This is a genomic window from Streptomyces shenzhenensis (genome assembly GCF_021462265.1).
Classification (GTDB): domain Bacteria; phylum Actinomycetota; class Actinomycetes; order Streptomycetales; family Streptomycetaceae; genus Streptomyces; species Streptomyces shenzhenensis.
In genome coordinates, this window is record NZ_JAJONF010000011.1 from 46,123 (window position 1) to 61,757 (window position 15,635).

At 70.5% G+C, this 15,635-nt stretch carries 12 protein-coding genes and 7 pseudogenes; 5 read left to right on the plus strand and 14 right to left on the minus strand.

Features of this window, described 5'->3' with window-relative positions; all coding sequences use genetic code 11:
* The first annotated feature begins 6 nt into the window (after positions 1 to 6).
* Positions 7 to 1,476, plus strand: a complete 1,470-nt coding sequence (locus LQ326_RS16705) for an AlkA N-terminal domain-containing protein (RefSeq protein ID WP_234537715.1) — start codon at positions 7 to 9, stop codon at positions 1,474 to 1,476.
* A 22-nt stretch (positions 1,477 to 1,498) separates the two neighbouring features.
* Positions 1,499 to 1,981, plus strand: a complete 483-nt coding sequence (locus LQ326_RS16710; protein ID WP_234537717.1) for a methylated-DNA--[protein]-cysteine S-methyltransferase — start codon at positions 1,499 to 1,501, stop codon at positions 1,979 to 1,981.
* Here the strand turns inward: LQ326_RS16710 and LQ326_RS16715 are convergent.
* Together LQ326_RS16715 and LQ326_RS16720 are read right to left on the minus strand one after the other, a co-directional pair.
* Positions 1,915 to 2,537: pseudogene (locus LQ326_RS16715) on the minus strand (Sir2 family NAD-dependent protein deacetylase). The gene LQ326_RS16710 and the pseudogene LQ326_RS16715 sit on opposite strands and share 67 nt — an antisense overlap.
* A gap of 59 nt (positions 2,538 to 2,596) precedes the next feature.
* The gene (locus LQ326_RS16720) at positions 2,597 to 3,112 is read right to left on the minus strand and encodes a hypothetical protein (protein ID WP_234537433.1); all 516 of its coding nucleotides are present in this window, start codon (positions 3,110 to 3,112) and stop codon (positions 2,597 to 2,599) included.
* Positions 3,113 to 3,854: 742 nt separating this feature from the next.
* Between LQ326_RS16720 and LQ326_RS16725 the strand changes: the two genes are divergently transcribed.
* A complete protein-coding gene (locus LQ326_RS16725; protein ID WP_234537435.1) occupies positions 3,855 to 4,205 on the plus strand; it encodes a hypothetical protein in 351 nt (116 codons plus the stop codon).
* Positions 4,206 to 4,439: 234 nt separating this feature from the next.
* On the opposite strand, the gene LQ326_RS16730 is transcribed toward LQ326_RS16725, so the two are convergent.
* The 9 genes and pseudogenes from LQ326_RS16730 to LQ326_RS16765 all read right to left on the minus strand — a co-directional run bounded on the left by LQ326_RS16730 (position 4,440) and on the right by LQ326_RS16765 (position 9,571).
* Positions 4,440 to 5,174 (minus strand): SIR2 family NAD-dependent protein deacylase, encoded by a 735-nt coding sequence (locus LQ326_RS16730; RefSeq protein ID WP_234537437.1) that lies wholly within the window; start codon positions 5,172 to 5,174, stop codon positions 4,440 to 4,442.
* Between the two features lie 82 nt (positions 5,175 to 5,256).
* Positions 5,257 to 5,751 carry an NUDIX domain-containing protein gene (locus tag LQ326_RS16735; RefSeq protein WP_234537439.1) on the minus strand — a complete coding sequence of 165 codons (495 nt, stop codon included), beginning with the start codon at positions 5,749 to 5,751 and terminating at the stop codon, positions 5,257 to 5,259.
* A pseudogene (locus LQ326_RS16740) lies at positions 5,748 to 6,123 on the minus strand (ADP-ribosylglycohydrolase family protein); the annotation flags it as partial. The pseudogene LQ326_RS16740 and the gene LQ326_RS16735, both read right to left, overlap by 4 nt.
* Positions 6,124 to 6,314: 191 nt before the next feature.
* Complete coding sequence (locus tag LQ326_RS16745) at positions 6,315 to 6,452, minus strand: hypothetical protein (RefSeq protein ID WP_234537441.1); 138 nt, start codon at positions 6,450 to 6,452, stop codon at positions 6,315 to 6,317.
* A pseudogene (locus tag LQ326_RS16750) lies at positions 6,449 to 6,784 on the minus strand (cytochrome P450); the annotation flags it as partial. The pseudogene LQ326_RS16750 and the gene LQ326_RS16745, both read right to left, overlap by 4 nt.
* A gap of 62 nt (positions 6,785 to 6,846) precedes the next feature.
* Positions 6,847 to 7,467, minus strand: a pseudogene (locus LQ326_RS48680) (transposase); the annotation flags it as partial.
* 53 nt (positions 7,468 to 7,520) lie between these two features.
* Positions 7,521 to 7,772 (minus strand): annotated as a pseudogene (locus tag LQ326_RS16760) (ISKra4 family transposase); the annotation flags it as partial.
* Positions 7,773 to 7,984: 212 nt separating this feature from the next.
* Positions 7,985 to 8,179: pseudogene (locus tag LQ326_RS49135) on the minus strand (IS630 family transposase); the annotation flags it as partial.
* 105 nt (positions 8,180 to 8,284) lie between these two features.
* Positions 8,285 to 9,571: a glycoside hydrolase family 6 protein gene (locus tag LQ326_RS16765; RefSeq protein ID WP_234537443.1), complete on the minus strand. Its 1,287-nt coding sequence runs from the start codon at positions 9,569 to 9,571 to the stop codon at positions 8,285 to 8,287.
* A 443-nt stretch (positions 9,572 to 10,014) separates the two neighbouring features.
* Between LQ326_RS16765 and LQ326_RS16770 the strand changes: the two genes are divergently transcribed.
* Positions 10,015 to 10,743, plus strand: coding sequence for a glycoside hydrolase family 16 protein (locus LQ326_RS16770; protein WP_234537445.1), 729 nt, complete (start codon positions 10,015 to 10,017; stop codon positions 10,741 to 10,743).
* A 68-nt stretch (positions 10,744 to 10,811) separates the two neighbouring features.
* On the opposite strand, the gene LQ326_RS16775 is transcribed toward LQ326_RS16770, so the two are convergent.
* The gene (locus tag LQ326_RS16775) at positions 10,812 to 11,825 is read right to left on the minus strand and encodes a LacI family DNA-binding transcriptional regulator (protein ID WP_372496885.1); all 1,014 of its coding nucleotides are present in this window, start codon (positions 11,823 to 11,825) and stop codon (positions 10,812 to 10,814) included.
* Positions 11,826 to 12,760: 935 nt separating this feature from the next.
* Positions 12,761 to 13,351: pseudogene (locus tag LQ326_RS16780) on the minus strand (ADP-ribosylglycohydrolase family protein); the annotation flags it as partial.
* A gap of 156 nt (positions 13,352 to 13,507) precedes the next feature.
* On the opposite strand from LQ326_RS16780, the gene LQ326_RS16785 reads away from it, so the two are divergent.
* The gene (locus tag LQ326_RS16785) at positions 13,508 to 14,626 is read left to right on the plus strand and encodes a glycerate kinase (RefSeq protein WP_234537721.1); all 1,119 of its coding nucleotides are present in this window, start codon (positions 13,508 to 13,510) and stop codon (positions 14,624 to 14,626) included.
* 169 nt (positions 14,627 to 14,795) lie between these two features.
* Here LQ326_RS16785 and pssA read toward each other — a convergent pair whose 3' ends face one another.
* Entirely contained in the window at positions 14,796 to 15,620 is an 825-nt protein-coding gene (pssA, locus tag LQ326_RS16790) for a CDP-diacylglycerol--serine O-phosphatidyltransferase (RefSeq protein WP_234537723.1), read from the minus strand.
* Positions 15,621 to 15,635: the final 15 nt, after the last annotated feature.

Genomic DNA, 15,635 nt, shown 5'->3' on the forward strand with positions numbered 1-15,635 from the left:
AAAGGGATGCACCTCGACCGGGAGCACTGCGTACGGGCCGTGCAGTCGAAGGACGCGCGGTTCGACGGCTGGTTCTTCACCGCCGTCCTGACCACCCGCATCTACTGCCGGCCCAGCTGCCCGGTGGTACCGCCCAAACCCGGGAACATGACGTTCTACCCGAGCGCGGCCGCCTGTCAGCAGGCCGGGTTCCGGGCCTGCAAGCGCTGCCGTCCCGACACCAGCCCCGGTTCCCCGGAGTGGAACCAGCGCGCCGACCTGGTCGCCCGCGCCATGCGGCTGATCGCCGACGGGGTCGTGGACCGCGAGGGCGTGCCCGGCCTCGCCGCCCGCCTCGGCTACAGCCCCCGGCAGGTCGAGCGCCAGCTGCTCGCCGAACTCGGCGCCGGCCCGCTGGCCCTCGCCCGCGCCCAACGCGCCCAGACCGCCCGCCTGTTGATCGAGACGACCCCGCTGCCGATGGCGGAGATCGCCTTCGCGGCCGGCTTCTCCTCGATCCGTGCCTTCAACGACACCGTCCGCGAGGTCTTCGCCCTGTCCCCGAGCGACCTGCGCGCCAGGGCCCCGAAGAAGAGCACCTCGAACACCCCCGGAACGCTGTCCCTCCGGCTGCCCTTCCGCGCCCCCCTCAACCCCGACAACCTCTTCGGCCACCTCGCGGCCACCGCCGTACCCGGCGTCGAGGAGTGGCGGGACGGTGCCTACCGGCGGACCCTGCGGCTGCCGTACGGCCACGGTGTCGCCGCCCTCGCCCCGAAGCCCGACCACATCGCCTGCCGGCTCACCCTCAGCGACCTGCGGGACCTGCCCGTCGCCATCAGCCGCTGCCGGCGGCTGCTCGACCTGGACGCCGATCCGGTCGCCGTCGACGAGCAGCTGCGCACGGACCCCTTCCTGGCGCCGCTGGTCGACAAGGCGCCGGGGCGCCGGGTGCCGCGCACGGCCGACGAGGCGGAGTTCGCCGTCCGGGCCGTGCTCGGCCAGCAGGTCTCCACGGCCGCCGCCCGCACCCACGCGGCCCGCCTGGTGAGGGCCCACGGCACCCCGGTGGACGACCCCGAGGGCGGTCTCACCCACCTCTTCCCGTCCCCCGAGGCGCTCGCGGACGTGCCCCCGGAGTCGCTGGCGATGCCCCGCACCCGCCGCACCACCTTCACCACGCTGGTCGGTCAACTGGCCGACGGCACCCTCCACCTGGGTGTCGAGAGCGACTGGGCCGAGACGCGCGCCCAGCTCCTCGCCCTCCCCGGTTTCGGCCCCTGGACCGTCGACGTCATCGCCATGCGGGCCCTCGGCGACCCGGACGCCTTCCTCCCCACCGACCTCGGAATCCGGCGCGCCGCCCAGGAATTGGGCCTGCCCGGCACCCCGGCCGCCCTCACCGCACGCGCGGCCGCCTGGCGCCCCTGGCGGGCCTACGCCGTGCAGTACCTGTGGGCGACCGACAGCCACCCGATCAACTTCCTGCCCGTATAGTCATTTCGAGGACCACGCCATGATGAAGAACCACACCGTGACCGACAGCCCCTACGGCCCCCTCACCCTGGTCGCCGAGAACGGCGCCCTCTGCGGTCTCTACATGGCGGACCAGCGCCACCGCCCGCCCGAGGAGACCTTCGGCGACCGCGACGACGATCTCTTCGCCGAGGCCGAGGAGCAGCTGACCGCCTACTTCGAGGGCCAGTTGAAGGAGTTCACCCTCGAACTGCGCCTGAACGGCACCCCGTTCCAGCGCAGCGTCTGGCGACAGCTCTCCCTGATCCCCTACGGAGAGACCCGCTCCTACGGCGAACTGGCCGAAGCCCTGGGCAATCCCAAGGCCTCCCGCGCGGTCGGCCTGGCCAACGGCCGCAACCCCATCGGCATCATCGTCCCCTGTCACCGCGTGATCGGCGCCAACGGCAGCCTCACCGGCTACGGCGGCGGCCTGCCCCGCAAGCAGCGCCTGCTGGACTTCGAGCGGGGTGCGGGGCTCTTCTGACCGGACTGAAGCGGGGCGAGCAACTTCGGCAGGCTGGTGCCGACCGGTTCGCGGATGACTTCGTCGGCGCGGTCGTCGTACGGCGTGGGCTCGGCGTTGACGATGACCAGCCGGGCGCCGTGGTCGGCGGCCACGCCCGCGAGTCCGGCGGCGGGCTGTACCTGGAGGCTGCTGCCGACGGCGATGAACACCGTGCACGCCTTGCTGACGGCGAGGGCCTCGCCGAGGACGTCCGGGTCGAGCCGTTCGCCGAACATGACGGTGGCGGATTTCAGGATCCCGCCGCACTCCAGGCACGTTGGATCCTCTTCGTCGGCGGCGACCCGGGCGAGGGTGTCCTCCATCGGCCCCCCCGCATGACACTTCGTGCACACGACGCTCCACGCCCCTGCCGTGCAGTTCGAGCACCTTGCGGCCGGGCAAGACCACTGAGCTGGTGGAGTCCATCGACGTTCTGTGTGATGAACCTGACCGGCACGCCGGACCGTTCAGGCTCGACCACCCGCCACAGCCCGATCGTGCCGCGATAGTCGGGGAGCCCGGAGTCGCAAGGTATTGGTAGAAATAACGCCGTACCCTCTCATCGAGCGGGCGGACTACCAAGGTGGTGCTTCATCAGCCGAGGTTGTTGGCGGCGGACTTGTAGTCAGCGGCCTGCTTCGGGGTCAGGTAGTGGGACACCCGCACAACTGCCGCGCCATGAACGTAGTCGTACTCGGAGAGCATCGGCAGCGACTTGGTGACGGACAGGATGTACTTCGCGCGGGCCTGTGCGTCGGCCGGGCTGCCGAACACCTCGATAGCGCCGCCGCGGTCGACGTCACCCTTGTCGGTGCCGCTGACGTCGTCGGCCGAGATCCGCGTGTCATCGAATGTGATCTTCGACGTGTACTGGTTCGGGCGGCCTAGCAGGTGGTTCGGGTCGTTGTCCGCGGTGACGGTTCCGGAGAGCTTCGCCGTGCTCACGATGGCGGAGACCTTGTCGAACGCGATCCGCGCGGTGAGGGGCTTGGCCTGAGCTGCTGCGGCTTTGGGAGAGGTGGCGTTGGCAGGTGCGGCGTTGCTGCTGCAGCCCACGAGACCGGCCGTGAGGACGGTGGCCGCTGCGGCGAGGGCGAGGAATTTTCTCATACCGACGATCATGATCGTTGGTCGGATTATGTGTAAGTGATGTGGCTGAGTTGTGATGCCGTGTTCGGGCGTTGCTGACCGCCGGACCGCCGTAGTCCGTGCTCGCGCCCTGCTCGGGATGCGTTAACGGATTCCCACTGTCGCAAGGCATCGGCAGATGTGACAGGAGGCTTGGTAAGCCGCGGATGCACCTCGCTGTACGTGCTACCGCGGTGCAATGGCTCACTCAGCGTCCACTGCGCGTCAGCCAACGGCACTCCCGGACCAACGACCCGGTGATCCGAACGAAACGCCCGGGTCTGCGGGGCGGCGGCACGGACGGGCGGGTACCGCATCTCAATGGGGGCGAAGGACACTCGGCCTGACCCGCTAGGCTCCCCGTGAACTTCGGTCCCGGCCCGCGCTGGGGCTTCTTACGTGGGTGCTCTCAGTAGGAGGACCGGGGGTGGATGATGAGTGCTTCTGCGTTCGGCAGACGGGGCGTCGCGGCGGCGGGTGGGGTGTCGGTGCTGGCGCTGATCGGCGCGTGCGGTGCGGACAGAGGGGACGACGCTGGAGGACGTAAGAAGTCTGCGCCTGCCGGGTCCGCCTCGCCTGCGAGTTCGACGCCGCAGCAGGCATCCGGATCGTCCGTCTCCGCGACCGGGAAGAAGCTTGACCAGAAGGGCCTCGACGGCCTGGCACTGACCTCGCACGCCCCCCCGGCTATACGGTCGATACCGTCACTGGCAAGGGCCGCCCGGTGGACCACGACGTGCTCACGGCCTACCGTGCCGTCACCCCCACCCTCTGTCGCCCCGTCTACGCGGCCGCAGAGCTGGGCAGCCTGCACGACTTCACGGCTCAAGTCAGTCAGGACGTCGTGTCCACCTCCGACGACCTCGGGCAGCACGCGAGTGTCGGCCTGACGTCCTACACCCTTGCCGATGCCCGCAGGGTGATGACCGAACTGCGCGCAGCGCTTGCGAAGTGCGCCACCGCCGAGATGCGCCCGTCCGCTGCTCACCCCGATGCTGGGCTGGGGTACTCCCGTACCCGGCTTCGGTCCGTTTCCGGCTACGGCGACGAGACCCTCGCTTTCGGCGCCGTCTAGGTCGTCGTTGACGGCGGCAGGGGCCCCAGCATCCCCTTCACCGTCCTGGTCGTCCGCCAGAACTCCGTCATCGCCACTTTCATGTCCGTCAACCCCATCCAGCCCCCGACCATCCCCCAAGACGTCGTAGACGCTCAGCTCAAAAAGCTCGCCTGACTTCTTCGGGCGGCAGGATGCGGTACGCGCCGCGGTTCACGGCAACCTTCGAGTTCGCTCAGAAGGGCCGAAGCCCCCTTACGCGCTCTGGCGCGCCAGAACGCGGAGGAGCTGAGGCAGGGCGGTGCCGATCGGTTCGCGGATGACTTCGTCGGCGCGGTCGTCGTACGGCGTGGGCTCGGCGTTGACGATGACCAGCCGGGCGCCGTGGTCGGCGGCCACGCCCGCGAGTCCGGCGGCGGGCTGTACCTGGAGGCTGCTGCCGACGGCGATGAACACCGTGCACGCCTTGCTGATGGCGAGGGCCTCGCCGAGGACGTCCGGGTCGAGCCGCTCGCCGAACATGACGGTGGCCGACTTGAGGATGCCCCCGCACTCCAGGCACGGCGGATCCTCCTCACCGGCCTCGACGCGGGCGATCGCGTCCGCCATCGGTCCGCGCGCCCGGCACTTCGTGCACACCACCTGCCGCGCGGTGCCGTGCAGTTCGAGCACCTTGCGGGCGGGCATCCCGGCGAGCTGGTGCAGACCGTCCACGTTCTGCGTGATCACCCGAACGGGTGTCCCCGACTGCTCCAGCTCGGCGACGGCCCGGTGTGCCGCGTTCGGCTCGGCCCTCAGCGTCCGGTTCTTCCGCCGCAGCTGCCAGGACCGGCGCCGGATCTCCGGATCGCCCATGTAGTACTCGTAGGTCACGAGCTTCTCGGCGTCGGGATCCTTCCGCCACAGCCCGTTCGGGCCGCGGTAGTCCGGGATCCCGGAGTCCGTCGAGATACCGGCGCCGCTGAGAATGGCGACGAGGGGCTTGGTCATGTGTTCGAGGGTAGGACGGGCCGGGCGCGGGCGGCGAGCGGATATCGCCGGGCCCGCCCGGCCGCCGGCGCACCCCGCCCGCTCACCCCACGCGGTCGCCGTTCTCCAGCTCGGCGGTGCCCGAGCCCTCGGTCACCACGTCCAGCGCGATCAGGACGCGCCGTCCCAGCGCACCCGGGAGGTGGGCGGTGATCTCCTCGCGGGACACCAGCCGCCAGGACAGCAGCTCCTCCTCCTGGATCCTGATCGCCTGGAGATCCGTGTCGGCGAGGACACCGCCGTCGTACACGTACGCCACGATGGGCGGCCGGCCGGTGCCGTGCACCCAGTCCACGGTCAGCAGCCGGCCCATCTCACGGTCCAGGCCGATCTCCTCCAGAGTCTCCCGGCGGGCGCCCTGGCGCGGGGTCTCCCCGTCGTCGGACTCGACGGTCCCGCCCGGCAGGGCCCAGCCCTCCCGGTAGTTGGGTTCGACGAGCAGCACCCGTCCCTCGGTGTCCCGGAAGAGCGCGGCGGCCCCGGCGAGGACGCGGGGGAGGCTCGCGATGTACGCGGCGTAGGTGTCGGTGGTGGTCACTCTGGCAGGGTAGCCAGCCCGGCGGCCGCGTTCGTCCGGGCCAGCCGCACCGTGCGCTCCGCCAGGTCCCTGACGCGGGCCCCGTCGAAGCCGAAGACGGCGCTGCGGACCGTGTCCTCGAGGGGCCTGCCACCGGTCCGCAATGGCCGCCGCGCCGGTCAGCACCCCGGCCACCGAGCCCGCCGTCGCGCCGTTGGAGTCGGTGTCCAGGCCGCCGCGCACGGTGAGGGCGATGGTCCGGGTGAAGTCGCCGTCGCCGTGGAGCAGCCCGGCGGTGAGCACGGCCGCGTTGGGGACGGTGTGGATCCAGCCGAGGCCCGCGGTCTCGGCGGCGACGGTGGTGAGGGTGTCCTCCCAGCTCAGCCGGGCCTCGCCCCGGCGCGCGAAGCGCTGGTCCAGCTGGTGGAGGTCACCGACGACGCCGAGGCCGCGGCCCACCGCATCGCCGGGCAGCTGAACTGCTCCCCAGCCGACGTGCTCGTGTCCCCCTACGCGTGGGTCGGCACGGAACGGGAGATCACGGCCGCGCTCGACGAGCACCGGCGCCGCTGGGGGATCACCCGCTACGTCGTTCGCGAGTCCCGCACCGCCCGTTCCGCCGGCTTGGTGACCGTCGCCGCCGCTGCCACGTCGGGGTCCCCGGCCCCCACCCGGACGCTGCCCGAGGTCAGCACGGCCGAGTCCACCGGCTGCCGCGTCATTCGTCACCCTGCTCGACGTCCAGATGGATCGGACCCCGGAGAATGGGGCTGGGCCGGTACGGCGGCGGGTCGGCGACCAGCCTGGGGCGGTGGAGCCGGCGTACCAGCTCGGTCAGCGCGATCTGGGTTTCCCGCCGGGCCAGCGGGGCGCCGAAGCACGAGTGGATGCCGCTGCCGAACCCTAGGTGCTGGTTGTCACGCCGGTCCGGGTCGAAGCGGTCGGGATCGTGGAAGCGCTGCGGATCGCGGCTGCCCGAGGCCAGCATGAGCATGATCCGCGAGCCTTTGGGGATGACGGTGTCCCCGATGGTGATATCGCTGTACGCCACCCGCGGGTCTGTCCAGCCAACGGCCCTGTCTCATTTTCGGTGGTGACGGAGGGTGGCGCTGTCGGAAGGAGGATGCGGTGGCGGAGGAGGGAGAAGCCTGCTCGGCCGTGCATCTGGCGCGCGATGCGCTTGGTCTTGGTGTTGACACCTTCGGTGGGGCCGTTGCTGTACGGAAGTGTGAGTGCGGCGTGCACGGCGTCGCGGTCTCGGTCCAGGCCCCGGGCGAAGGCGTGCAGATGGGGCAGCTCGGGCTGAGCGAACCTCGACGATCCAGCGCGAGAGCCCGTCGGCATGAGGTTGTCGGGCTTGGTGAGGATCATCCGGGCGAGCCGGCGCGGGGAGATGTGGCTGCGGTCTGCGTCCGCGCGGACCTGGTTGATGTACTTGTGCAGGAGGTTCAGGCAGCCGGTGAACCCGAGGGCCTTGATCTCTTCGAAGAGGTGCTGGACGGGCACGGCGGGATCTTCGGCCCGGCGTTTGCGCAGGTGCTCGCGGTAGGGGTCGACGAGGCTGGCGCGGTATTCGGGGACGCGGAGCATCCGCCTGGGCCGGTCGGCCCGCGCGTACCGTTTGACGGTGTTCAGGGCCAGCTGAAGTCGGCGGGCGCATTCGAGCAGGCCCATGCCCTTCTTGAGCAGGTTGTGGACCTGGTGCCGGCGTTCCAGGGTCGTCTGGGCGCGGGGCCCTCGGTAGAGGGTACGTTTCCTCTTGGGTGCAGATCCAATGAGGGTGCAGTCGATCAGGCGGTGGGTATGAGCTGGTCGCGGTAGCGCGTCTGGTGGTTACGGATGAACTCCTGCTGCTGGTGCCATGCCCAGTAGGCGTCGAAGTCGCCGTTGGCGCGGACGGCACGCAGCTTGAGCACGGCTTCAGCTCCGGACAGGCCCCAGCGGGCGCCGGTTATGTCCAGGCGGTCTTTGACCAGGTGCCGGCATGCTCCCTCGATGATCCCGGTGGCGATCGGCCAGCCGCGTTCAAGGGCGGTGTCACAGCGCAGATGCTCGGCCTTGGCGGCCAGGTGGTTCACGGCCTCGTCGATGCCCCTGCGCTGGGCGCCACGCAGTCCGGCGGCGTGGGCGGCTGCCTCGAGTGCGGCGGCGGTCTGCTGCACGCCGCCGCCCAGCAGGACGCGGGTGTGACGGGCGACCCAGCCCTTCGGCGTCGCCCTGCCGGGGGGCGTCAAACCACCTCATGCTGCGTTACTCAGGTTGAACTCGTGGAGTCCGGCGGTCTGATCGCGCCGTCGTCCGTGGCCAGACCGGTGGGCGGGAGGCAGCCGTCGACCAGGTGAGGCCGGTACTGGATCTTCTCCAGTTTCCGCTTGATCACGCGGGTGAGGTGCGCGAGGTCGGCGGCGGCGAAGTCGGCCAGGTGCCGCCTGAGGAGTGACCAGACCCCTCGGCCGGGTTCGACTCCGCACCACGAAACGGGGTGCAGCTCCCCGCAGGTGGGTTATCGGGGGCCGACGCCGGGGGCGCCGGGTTGGTGTGCCAAGCGGTGTGATCAGTGCGCGTGGTTGGAGGTCAGCGGAGGGTTGGCGTTGCTGGCGAGGGTGTGGGCGAAGTCCGGCCACCAGGCACCGGCGGGCGGATCCTCGACGCCGCCGTACTCGGGGTCTCCCGGTCCGGCCGTGCCGCGGTGGCAGGTGCCGTCGGACTGGCCGATGGTCTTCACGTACAGGTACGCGTCGGCCAAGGGGACGCCGGTTTGCGTCGTGGGGCGGTTGCCGACTCCGCGGCCCGGGGCGTTGCACCAGGGTTCGTCGTCGGTGTACTTGCCGGGCGGGGCGGTCCATGCACCCCGTCCGTTTCGGCTGGTGTCCAGGACGTAGTGGGTGAGCCGGTCGGTACGAGGTGTGCCGACGTTGCTGTCGTACCAGGCGTCGGTCCAGTGCCAGGTCGAAGGGTCGTTGAACTCGACCGCGTCGCCCGGGAGCCCGTCGTTGGGGGCAGCCGAGGAGTAGTACTGGCTGGCACACTGGTCGGCTCGCCCGGCGGGGGCAAGGGATTCCGTGGTGTACCAGACGCATTTGGACACCCATGTGCCATAGCGGTTGAGCTGGTCGGTCGGCTGGTAGTTCGAGATGTTGAGGGCGAATCCCTGCGCCTGTCGCAGGCCCGCCTCGATCAGTCGGCCGGTGATCTCACCGACGGGCTGCCATTTGCTGTTGCCGGCGTCAAGGTAGACGGAGGTCGCCGGGTCGGCTTCCAGGGTGCCGACGGCCGATCTGACCTCGGCAATACGGGCGGTGGTGAGCGAACCTGTCGGGTCGGTATCCGGGCCGCAGTCCCTGGGGAGCAGCGCGAGTGAGTCCGGTTCGACGATGACGACGGCCTTGTGGGTGCCGATGGCTCTGGCGACAGCCTTCACCCAGGCGTCGTAGGCGGCCGAGTCGGCCGCGCCGCCGGCCGAATAGGAGCCGCAGTCGCGACCAGGAACGTCGTACAGGACCAGCAGCGGGACGGAGCGGGTCGCCTTCGCGGCCCGGACTATGCCTCGGACGCGATCGCCGACTTGCTGGGGGGTTCCGTCGGTCAGCCAGACCGCCTCGGGCCAGCTGGCGAGTTCGGCCATGTTGCGCGCGTCGGCCAGATGGCCGGCCCGCAGGTCGGAGAGGGCCTGGTGAGCGGCTTCGCTGCGTGGATCGACGTAGAAGCGTGTGCCGCTGCCCAGTGTTCGGCTCGGTGCTGGTCCGGGGGTGGCTTGGGCGCCGGGGGTGAGGCCCGTCATCACGAGGGCCGCCGTACAGGCCGCAAGGGCCAGTCGGCGGAGCGCTCTGCCATTGATCATGGGGTGGAGTCTCCCTTTCAGTACGCAGGTGTGGGTGTGCCGGGCGACTGCACCGACGGAGCCTCGAATCTCACGGTTCTCCGCCATGCGGCGCACGGTTGGGAGCGCTTCCAGATGGGTGATGATTGAGCGCACGAGAGCCCGTGTCAAGACTGAAGTGGATGATGTACACGGCTGAATGAGGAACGAAGACGTGCGGTCGCGTCGTCTCACCTTTGCATTCACGCGCTGAACGCGGTGACCCGCAACGTCCGGCTCGGCACTGCCTTCAGTTCAATCGAGCTCACACATCGAAGCGATCGGCCCGTCCTTGTTCAACAGTTGAAGTCGAAGCTCTTGACAGGAAGTTACGGCCCTGTCATGTTCACCGTCGTCGGAGCGAAGTGCCACCTTTGCTGGAAGCGCTTCCAATATGCCTCCACGGCCGAGCAACGGAGCTCACCATGCCAGTTGGTCTCTTCACGTCGGTCCGCAGCGCGGTCACGTTGGTGACGGCGTGCCTGCTGCTGCCCTTCGCCGCTCACCCGGCGCATGCCAGTTCCTGGGGGAGTCCCCAGACCGTCAACTCCTGGAATGTCATCAACGGGAGGTGGACCGCCAACAACGAGCTGGAGACGTACACGCCGAACTGCGTCTGGTACGACGGCGGCACCCTGATGATCAAGACATACAAGGCCGCCGACGGGACGTACTACTCGGGTCGCGTGGAGTCGAAGGCGCTCTACGGCTACGGCACCTACAGCTTCACCGCGAACATGCCCGACGGACGCGGGCTGCTCCCGGCGGTATGGGCGGCCTACCTGAACCCGTGGCTGCCCGAGTTCGACGCCGCCGAGATCGTCGGCCAGAACAACCACACCGTGTACCAGACACTTCACGACCAGAACAACGGGCAGACTCAGTACTCGAAGAACAACTCCTCGGGGTGGACGAACGCGTTCCATACGTATTCGTTCACGTGGTGGCCCGACCACGTCGACTTCGCGGTGGACGGCACCATCACGGGCTCGAAGCCCTACACCACGCCGGCCGGCACCGGCATGCACTTCATCGTCGACACGGCGGTGGGAGGCGACTGGCCGGGCAATCCGGACAACTCGACCTGGGCAACGGCGGACGGCGCCCGCTACCTGAAGGTCTCCTCGATCACGTACACGCCGTACTACCCGTGACCTGACCGGCGGCCATCCTCCGGGATGGCCGCCGCCCGTGCGGGATCCCGCGAGGGTGGTCCGCACGGTCAGGCGCTGGAACGCACCACCAGATGAGACGGCAGCAGCAGGGGAGTGGGGTCTGCGCCCTCGATGACACCGACCAGCATGCGGGCCATCTCCCGTCCCAGGGCACGGACCGGCTGGTGAACGGTGGTCAGCGGTGGGTGTGCGATCTGCGCCACGGGGAGATCGTCGAAGCCCACGACGGCGACGTCGTCCGGAACCGAGCGGCCGCCTGCGCGCAGTGCACGCAGGGCCCCCGCCGCCATGTTGTCGTTCGCTGCGAACACTCCGTCCACGGCGGGATGATTCTCGAGCAGCCTGGCCATGGCCAAGGCCCCGCTGGGCTCGTTGAAGTCCCCGGTCTCGGGGGCGTGCGGTCTCCTCCCGGCGAGCAGCAGCGCTTCCCGGTACCCCTGGTAGCGTGCACGGCCCACCTCCGTGTCCAGAGGCCCGCAGATGGTGGCGATGTCGGTGCGCCCGCCGGCGAGCAGATGCTCGGTGGCGCGCCGTGCGCCGGCGACGTTGTCTATGTCCACGTACCAGCGCGGGTCGGCGCCTCCGGGGCGTCCGCCGAAGACGACCGGCAGATCCGTCTCCGCTGCCAGGTGTGCCAGGGGGTCGTCGGCGTGCAGCGCCATCATCATCACGCCGTCCACGCCGCGGGACCGCAGCAGGTCCCCGACCCGCTTTCGGGCCCGGTCGGAGGCGGCCAGGCAGAGCATGAGATGCAGGTCGGCCTCTTCGAGGACACTGGAGACTCCGGCGATGACCTGTCCGAAGAAGGGGTCCGCGAGCACTGAGGGATCGTGCTGCGAGATGACGAGTGCCGCTGCTCCCGCCTGGCGCGTGGCCAGCGCCCGGGCCTTGGGGTTCGGCACGTATCCAAGTTCCCGTACGGCCCGCTCTACTGCCTCGCGTTTGGCGCGGCTGACATGCGGAGCGTTGTTGAGTGCCCGGGACGCGACGGAGCGGGAGACCTGGGCGAGCGCGGCCACCTCGTCGAGCGTCGGCCGTCCCGACCGCGAGACCTCATTCATCACTTGCCCCATCATGTCACCGCGTACGTGGAAGCCCTTCCATTCTTGTCTGCTCCATCCTCCGGCACTTCTCTCGACCGGCATGGCCACCACAGCGAGCCGCTCCCCGTCCGCCCCGTCGACCCTTGTGGACTCGCCCGCTATGTCATGGCCGCAGCGTCAACGGGAACTTGACCCGACACGCATCTCACTCATTTCCCGACAGCTCCGGGAGAACATGCTCGGCACAAGCGGCAACGGCCTCAACCATGCCTACGACGGCGCGGTCTCCGCAGTCATCTGCAGCAAGGACCCGGGGGGCGACCGTCGGCCACTCCCAGTCGGCGAAGAGCACGACGACACAGACGGCCTGCGCTGACCTGAGCGCACACACGGAAGCGCCCCGGTGAGCGTCAGGGAAGTCACAGGGGTCGTCTGGGCCTCGCAGGGCGATTGTCGGCAGTCTGATTCGCGCGGCCTGTACGGGCCGGTGCAGGACTGCTCGACGGCGTCTTGGACGACTGAGTGCGTTGTGGCAAAGGGGCGTGAGGAGCTCGTGTCGGTGCTGGCCGGGGAGAGCCCGGTGAATACGCCGGTTTCTGTGCCGTCTGGTGGCGAGATGGCTGCTGCCGTGGGATCGGGCGGCTTTGGCGCGGGGCATGGCGAGAGGCCGCCGGGGGTGGCGGCCGGCCATGGGGGAGGAGGTGCTCATCGGCCTGTATGCGGAGGTGTTCGCCGCAGTGGTGGCTGCTGCGGCGCCGGTGAACGGGGTCGAGCTGACGCGGGCAGTCGGCTGGGACGCTTCTCCGGCCAGTGCGGAGCGTCCCCGGTCAGGTGCCGGGACAGCCTGATCACGGCGGCCCGCCACACCATCTGGGCGTGGTGGTCGGGGCGGCGTTCGTGGTCGCGGTTGAGGCGCGTGAGCGGGAGAGCCAGCTCAGCGTTGGCTCTACCACCCACCTGCGGGCCAGTACGCCGTTCCCGGAGTGCGACAGCACCGCGTCGCGGCGGGCCAGGGCGGCGGCCTGGCGCGGGGCGCCGGGGCAGGTCCAGCCGAAGACGTCGGCGCGGATCAGCGCGCCGATCCATTCCTGGTACGGGTTGTCGTGGGTGGCGGTGAGGGGCGGTTTCAGCCCGAGGGCGAGGTTGCGGTAGGCGGCCCGTTCCGCCGTGAAGGTCTGGAGGTACGGCAGCCGTTGCAGCCACAGCTCGCCGACCTGCTCACTGCTGAAGCCGAAGCCGTGGGTCTCCAGGAGGTGCAGGCCGAGGATCGTGTAGTCGACGTCGTCGTCACGGCAGCTGCCGTGGATCCGCCCGCGCACGCACTGCCGCCACTCGGGGCGCAGCGCGAGCGCGTCGCTCTCGTCGGCGGGCTCGGGCAGGTAGCCGGTGAGCGGCAGGGCGGCGGCCCGCCGCAGATGGCCGTCGATGCGCTCCCGGGTCCACAGGTCGCCCCGCTCGACCGGTTTGCCGAGCATGTGGCCCGCGATCCGGCCGAGCCGGCCGCCGAGCACCCGGTCGGCGAACTCGGACCCCAGACTGCTCATGGCTGTGGTCCACCTTTTCGCAGGTGGTTCCCAGCCTCCTCCCAGCTCCGGGCGGGGCATGACGGGGAGGGTGTCCTCCGGTTAGGGTCACAGCGGCGCGACTGGCCTTGACGTGCGCGAGGCCCGGAGAGCAAGGGGATACAGGTGACACAGCGCGTGCTCATCGCCGCGGACAAGTTCAAGGGCTCGCTGACGGCCGTACAGGTCGCCGAGCGGGTCACGGCGGGGCTCAGGCGGGTCGTGCCCGGACTCGACGTCGAGGCGCTGCCCGTCGCGGACGGCGGGGACGGCACGGTGGCCGCCGCGGTCGCGGCCGGGTTCGAACGGCACGAGCGGCAGGTCGCCGGGCCGCTGGGCCAGGAGGTCACCGCCGCCTTCGCGCTGCGCGGCGACGCCGCGGTCGTGGAGATGGCCGAGGCGAGCGGGCTGCAGCGGCTGCCCCGCGGGGTCTTCGCCCCGCTGACGGCCTCCACCTACGGCTCCGGAGAGCTGTTGCGGGCCGCCCTCGACGCGGGTGCGCGCACGATCGTCTTCGGCGTCGGGGGGAGCGCCACCACCGACGGCGGCGCCGGGATGCTGTCGGCCCTCGGGGCGCGGTTCCTGGACGAGGACGGCGAACCGGTGCCGCCGGGCGGCGGCGGCCTCGCGGACCTGGCCCGCGCGGACCTGTCCGGGCTGGACCCCCGTCTGGCCTCCGTCGACCTGATCCTCGCCAGCGACGTCGACAATCCGCTCACCGGCCCGAAGGGCGCGCCCGCGGTGTACGGCCCGCAGAAGGGGGCCGCGCCGGACGACGTGGCCGCCCTGGACGAGGCGCTGGGCCACTTCGCGAAGATCCTGGAGGCCGAGGTCGGCCCGCGCGCCGTGGAGTACGCGGCGGCGCCGGGTGCGGGCGCCGCCGGGGGCATCGGGTACGGCGCGCTGCTGCTCGGCGCCCGCTTCCGGCCCGGTATCGAGGTCATGCTCGACGTCCTGGGCTTCGCGCCGGCGCTGGAGCGGGCGTCGCTCGTCATCACCGGCGAGGGCTCGCTGGACGAGCAGACCCTGCACGGGAAGGCCCCGGCCGGGGTGGCGGCCGCGGCCCGCGCCGCCGGCAAGGAGGTCGTCGCGGTGTGCGGCCGCCTCGCCCTGCCGCCCGAGTCGATCGGACGGGCCGGGATCCGCCGTGCCTACCCGCTCACCGAGCTCGAACCGGACGTGGTGAAGTGCATCGCGGAGGCCGGGCCGATCCTGGAGCGGGTCGCCGAACAGATCGCGCGCGACTTCCTGACCTGAGGCCCTCCCGGGGGCTTCGCCCCCGCCGCCTCCCGCGTCGGTTCACCGCTCGGCGCACCGGCCTCCTGCCCCCACCTCTCGGCCCGCCGGGTCGGGCAGGGGTGGGCGGGCAGGGAAAAAGCGGAGGGCCCCGGACCAGGTGGCGGTCCGGGGCCCTCGACGGCTTCGGCTACGGCAGCTGCGCCGCCCGTGCCTCGCGCCGGTTGTCGCGGAAGTTGTTCACGCGGCGGGCGGTGGCGAACAGCGGGATCACCGCGCCCATCACCAGTTGCAGCGCACAGCCGGTCTGGAGGAGCAGCTGGCCGCCGGGGGCGTCGAAGGCCCAGGACGCCAGGAGGCCCATCGACAGGACGATCCAGCCGAGCATCGCCCCGGCGAGGCGGCCGCGCGGCTTCGGGTACTCGACCCGGCTCACCATCAGCCATGCCGTGCCGAGGATCGCCAGGAGCGTCGCGAAGAACGGCAGCTCCAGAAGGACGATCGAGACGACCGTCAGTGCCCCGAAGGGGCTCGGCATGCCCTGGAACATGCCGTTCGTCGGTGTCACGCACGAGAAGCGCGCCAGTCTCAGGACCACGGCCAGGAGCACCATGACCGCTCCGACCGCGGCCACCTTCTGGTACGCGTCGTCGGCCACCATGCCGTAGACGAGCACGAAGTACGCCGGCGCGAGGCCGAAGCTGATCAGGTCGGAGAGGTTGTCCAGCTCCGCGCCCATGGGGGAGGAGCGCAGCTTCCTGGCGACCAGGCCGTCGAACAGGTCGAAGACGGCCGCGCAGAGCATGAGGATGACGGCGGTGGCGGCGCTGTGGCGTGCCATGCCCGCCGACTGGTCGTCCCCGGTCAGGTGCGGGATCAGGATGCCCGTGGTGGTGAAGTACACGGCCATGAAGCCGCACGTCGCGTTGCCGAGCGTGAGGGTGTCCGCTATCGAGAGGCGGAGAGAGAGCGGCATCTCCTCCTCGTCGTCGCCGATCTCGTCGGCCTCGGGCACCCAGCCCGCCTGCGT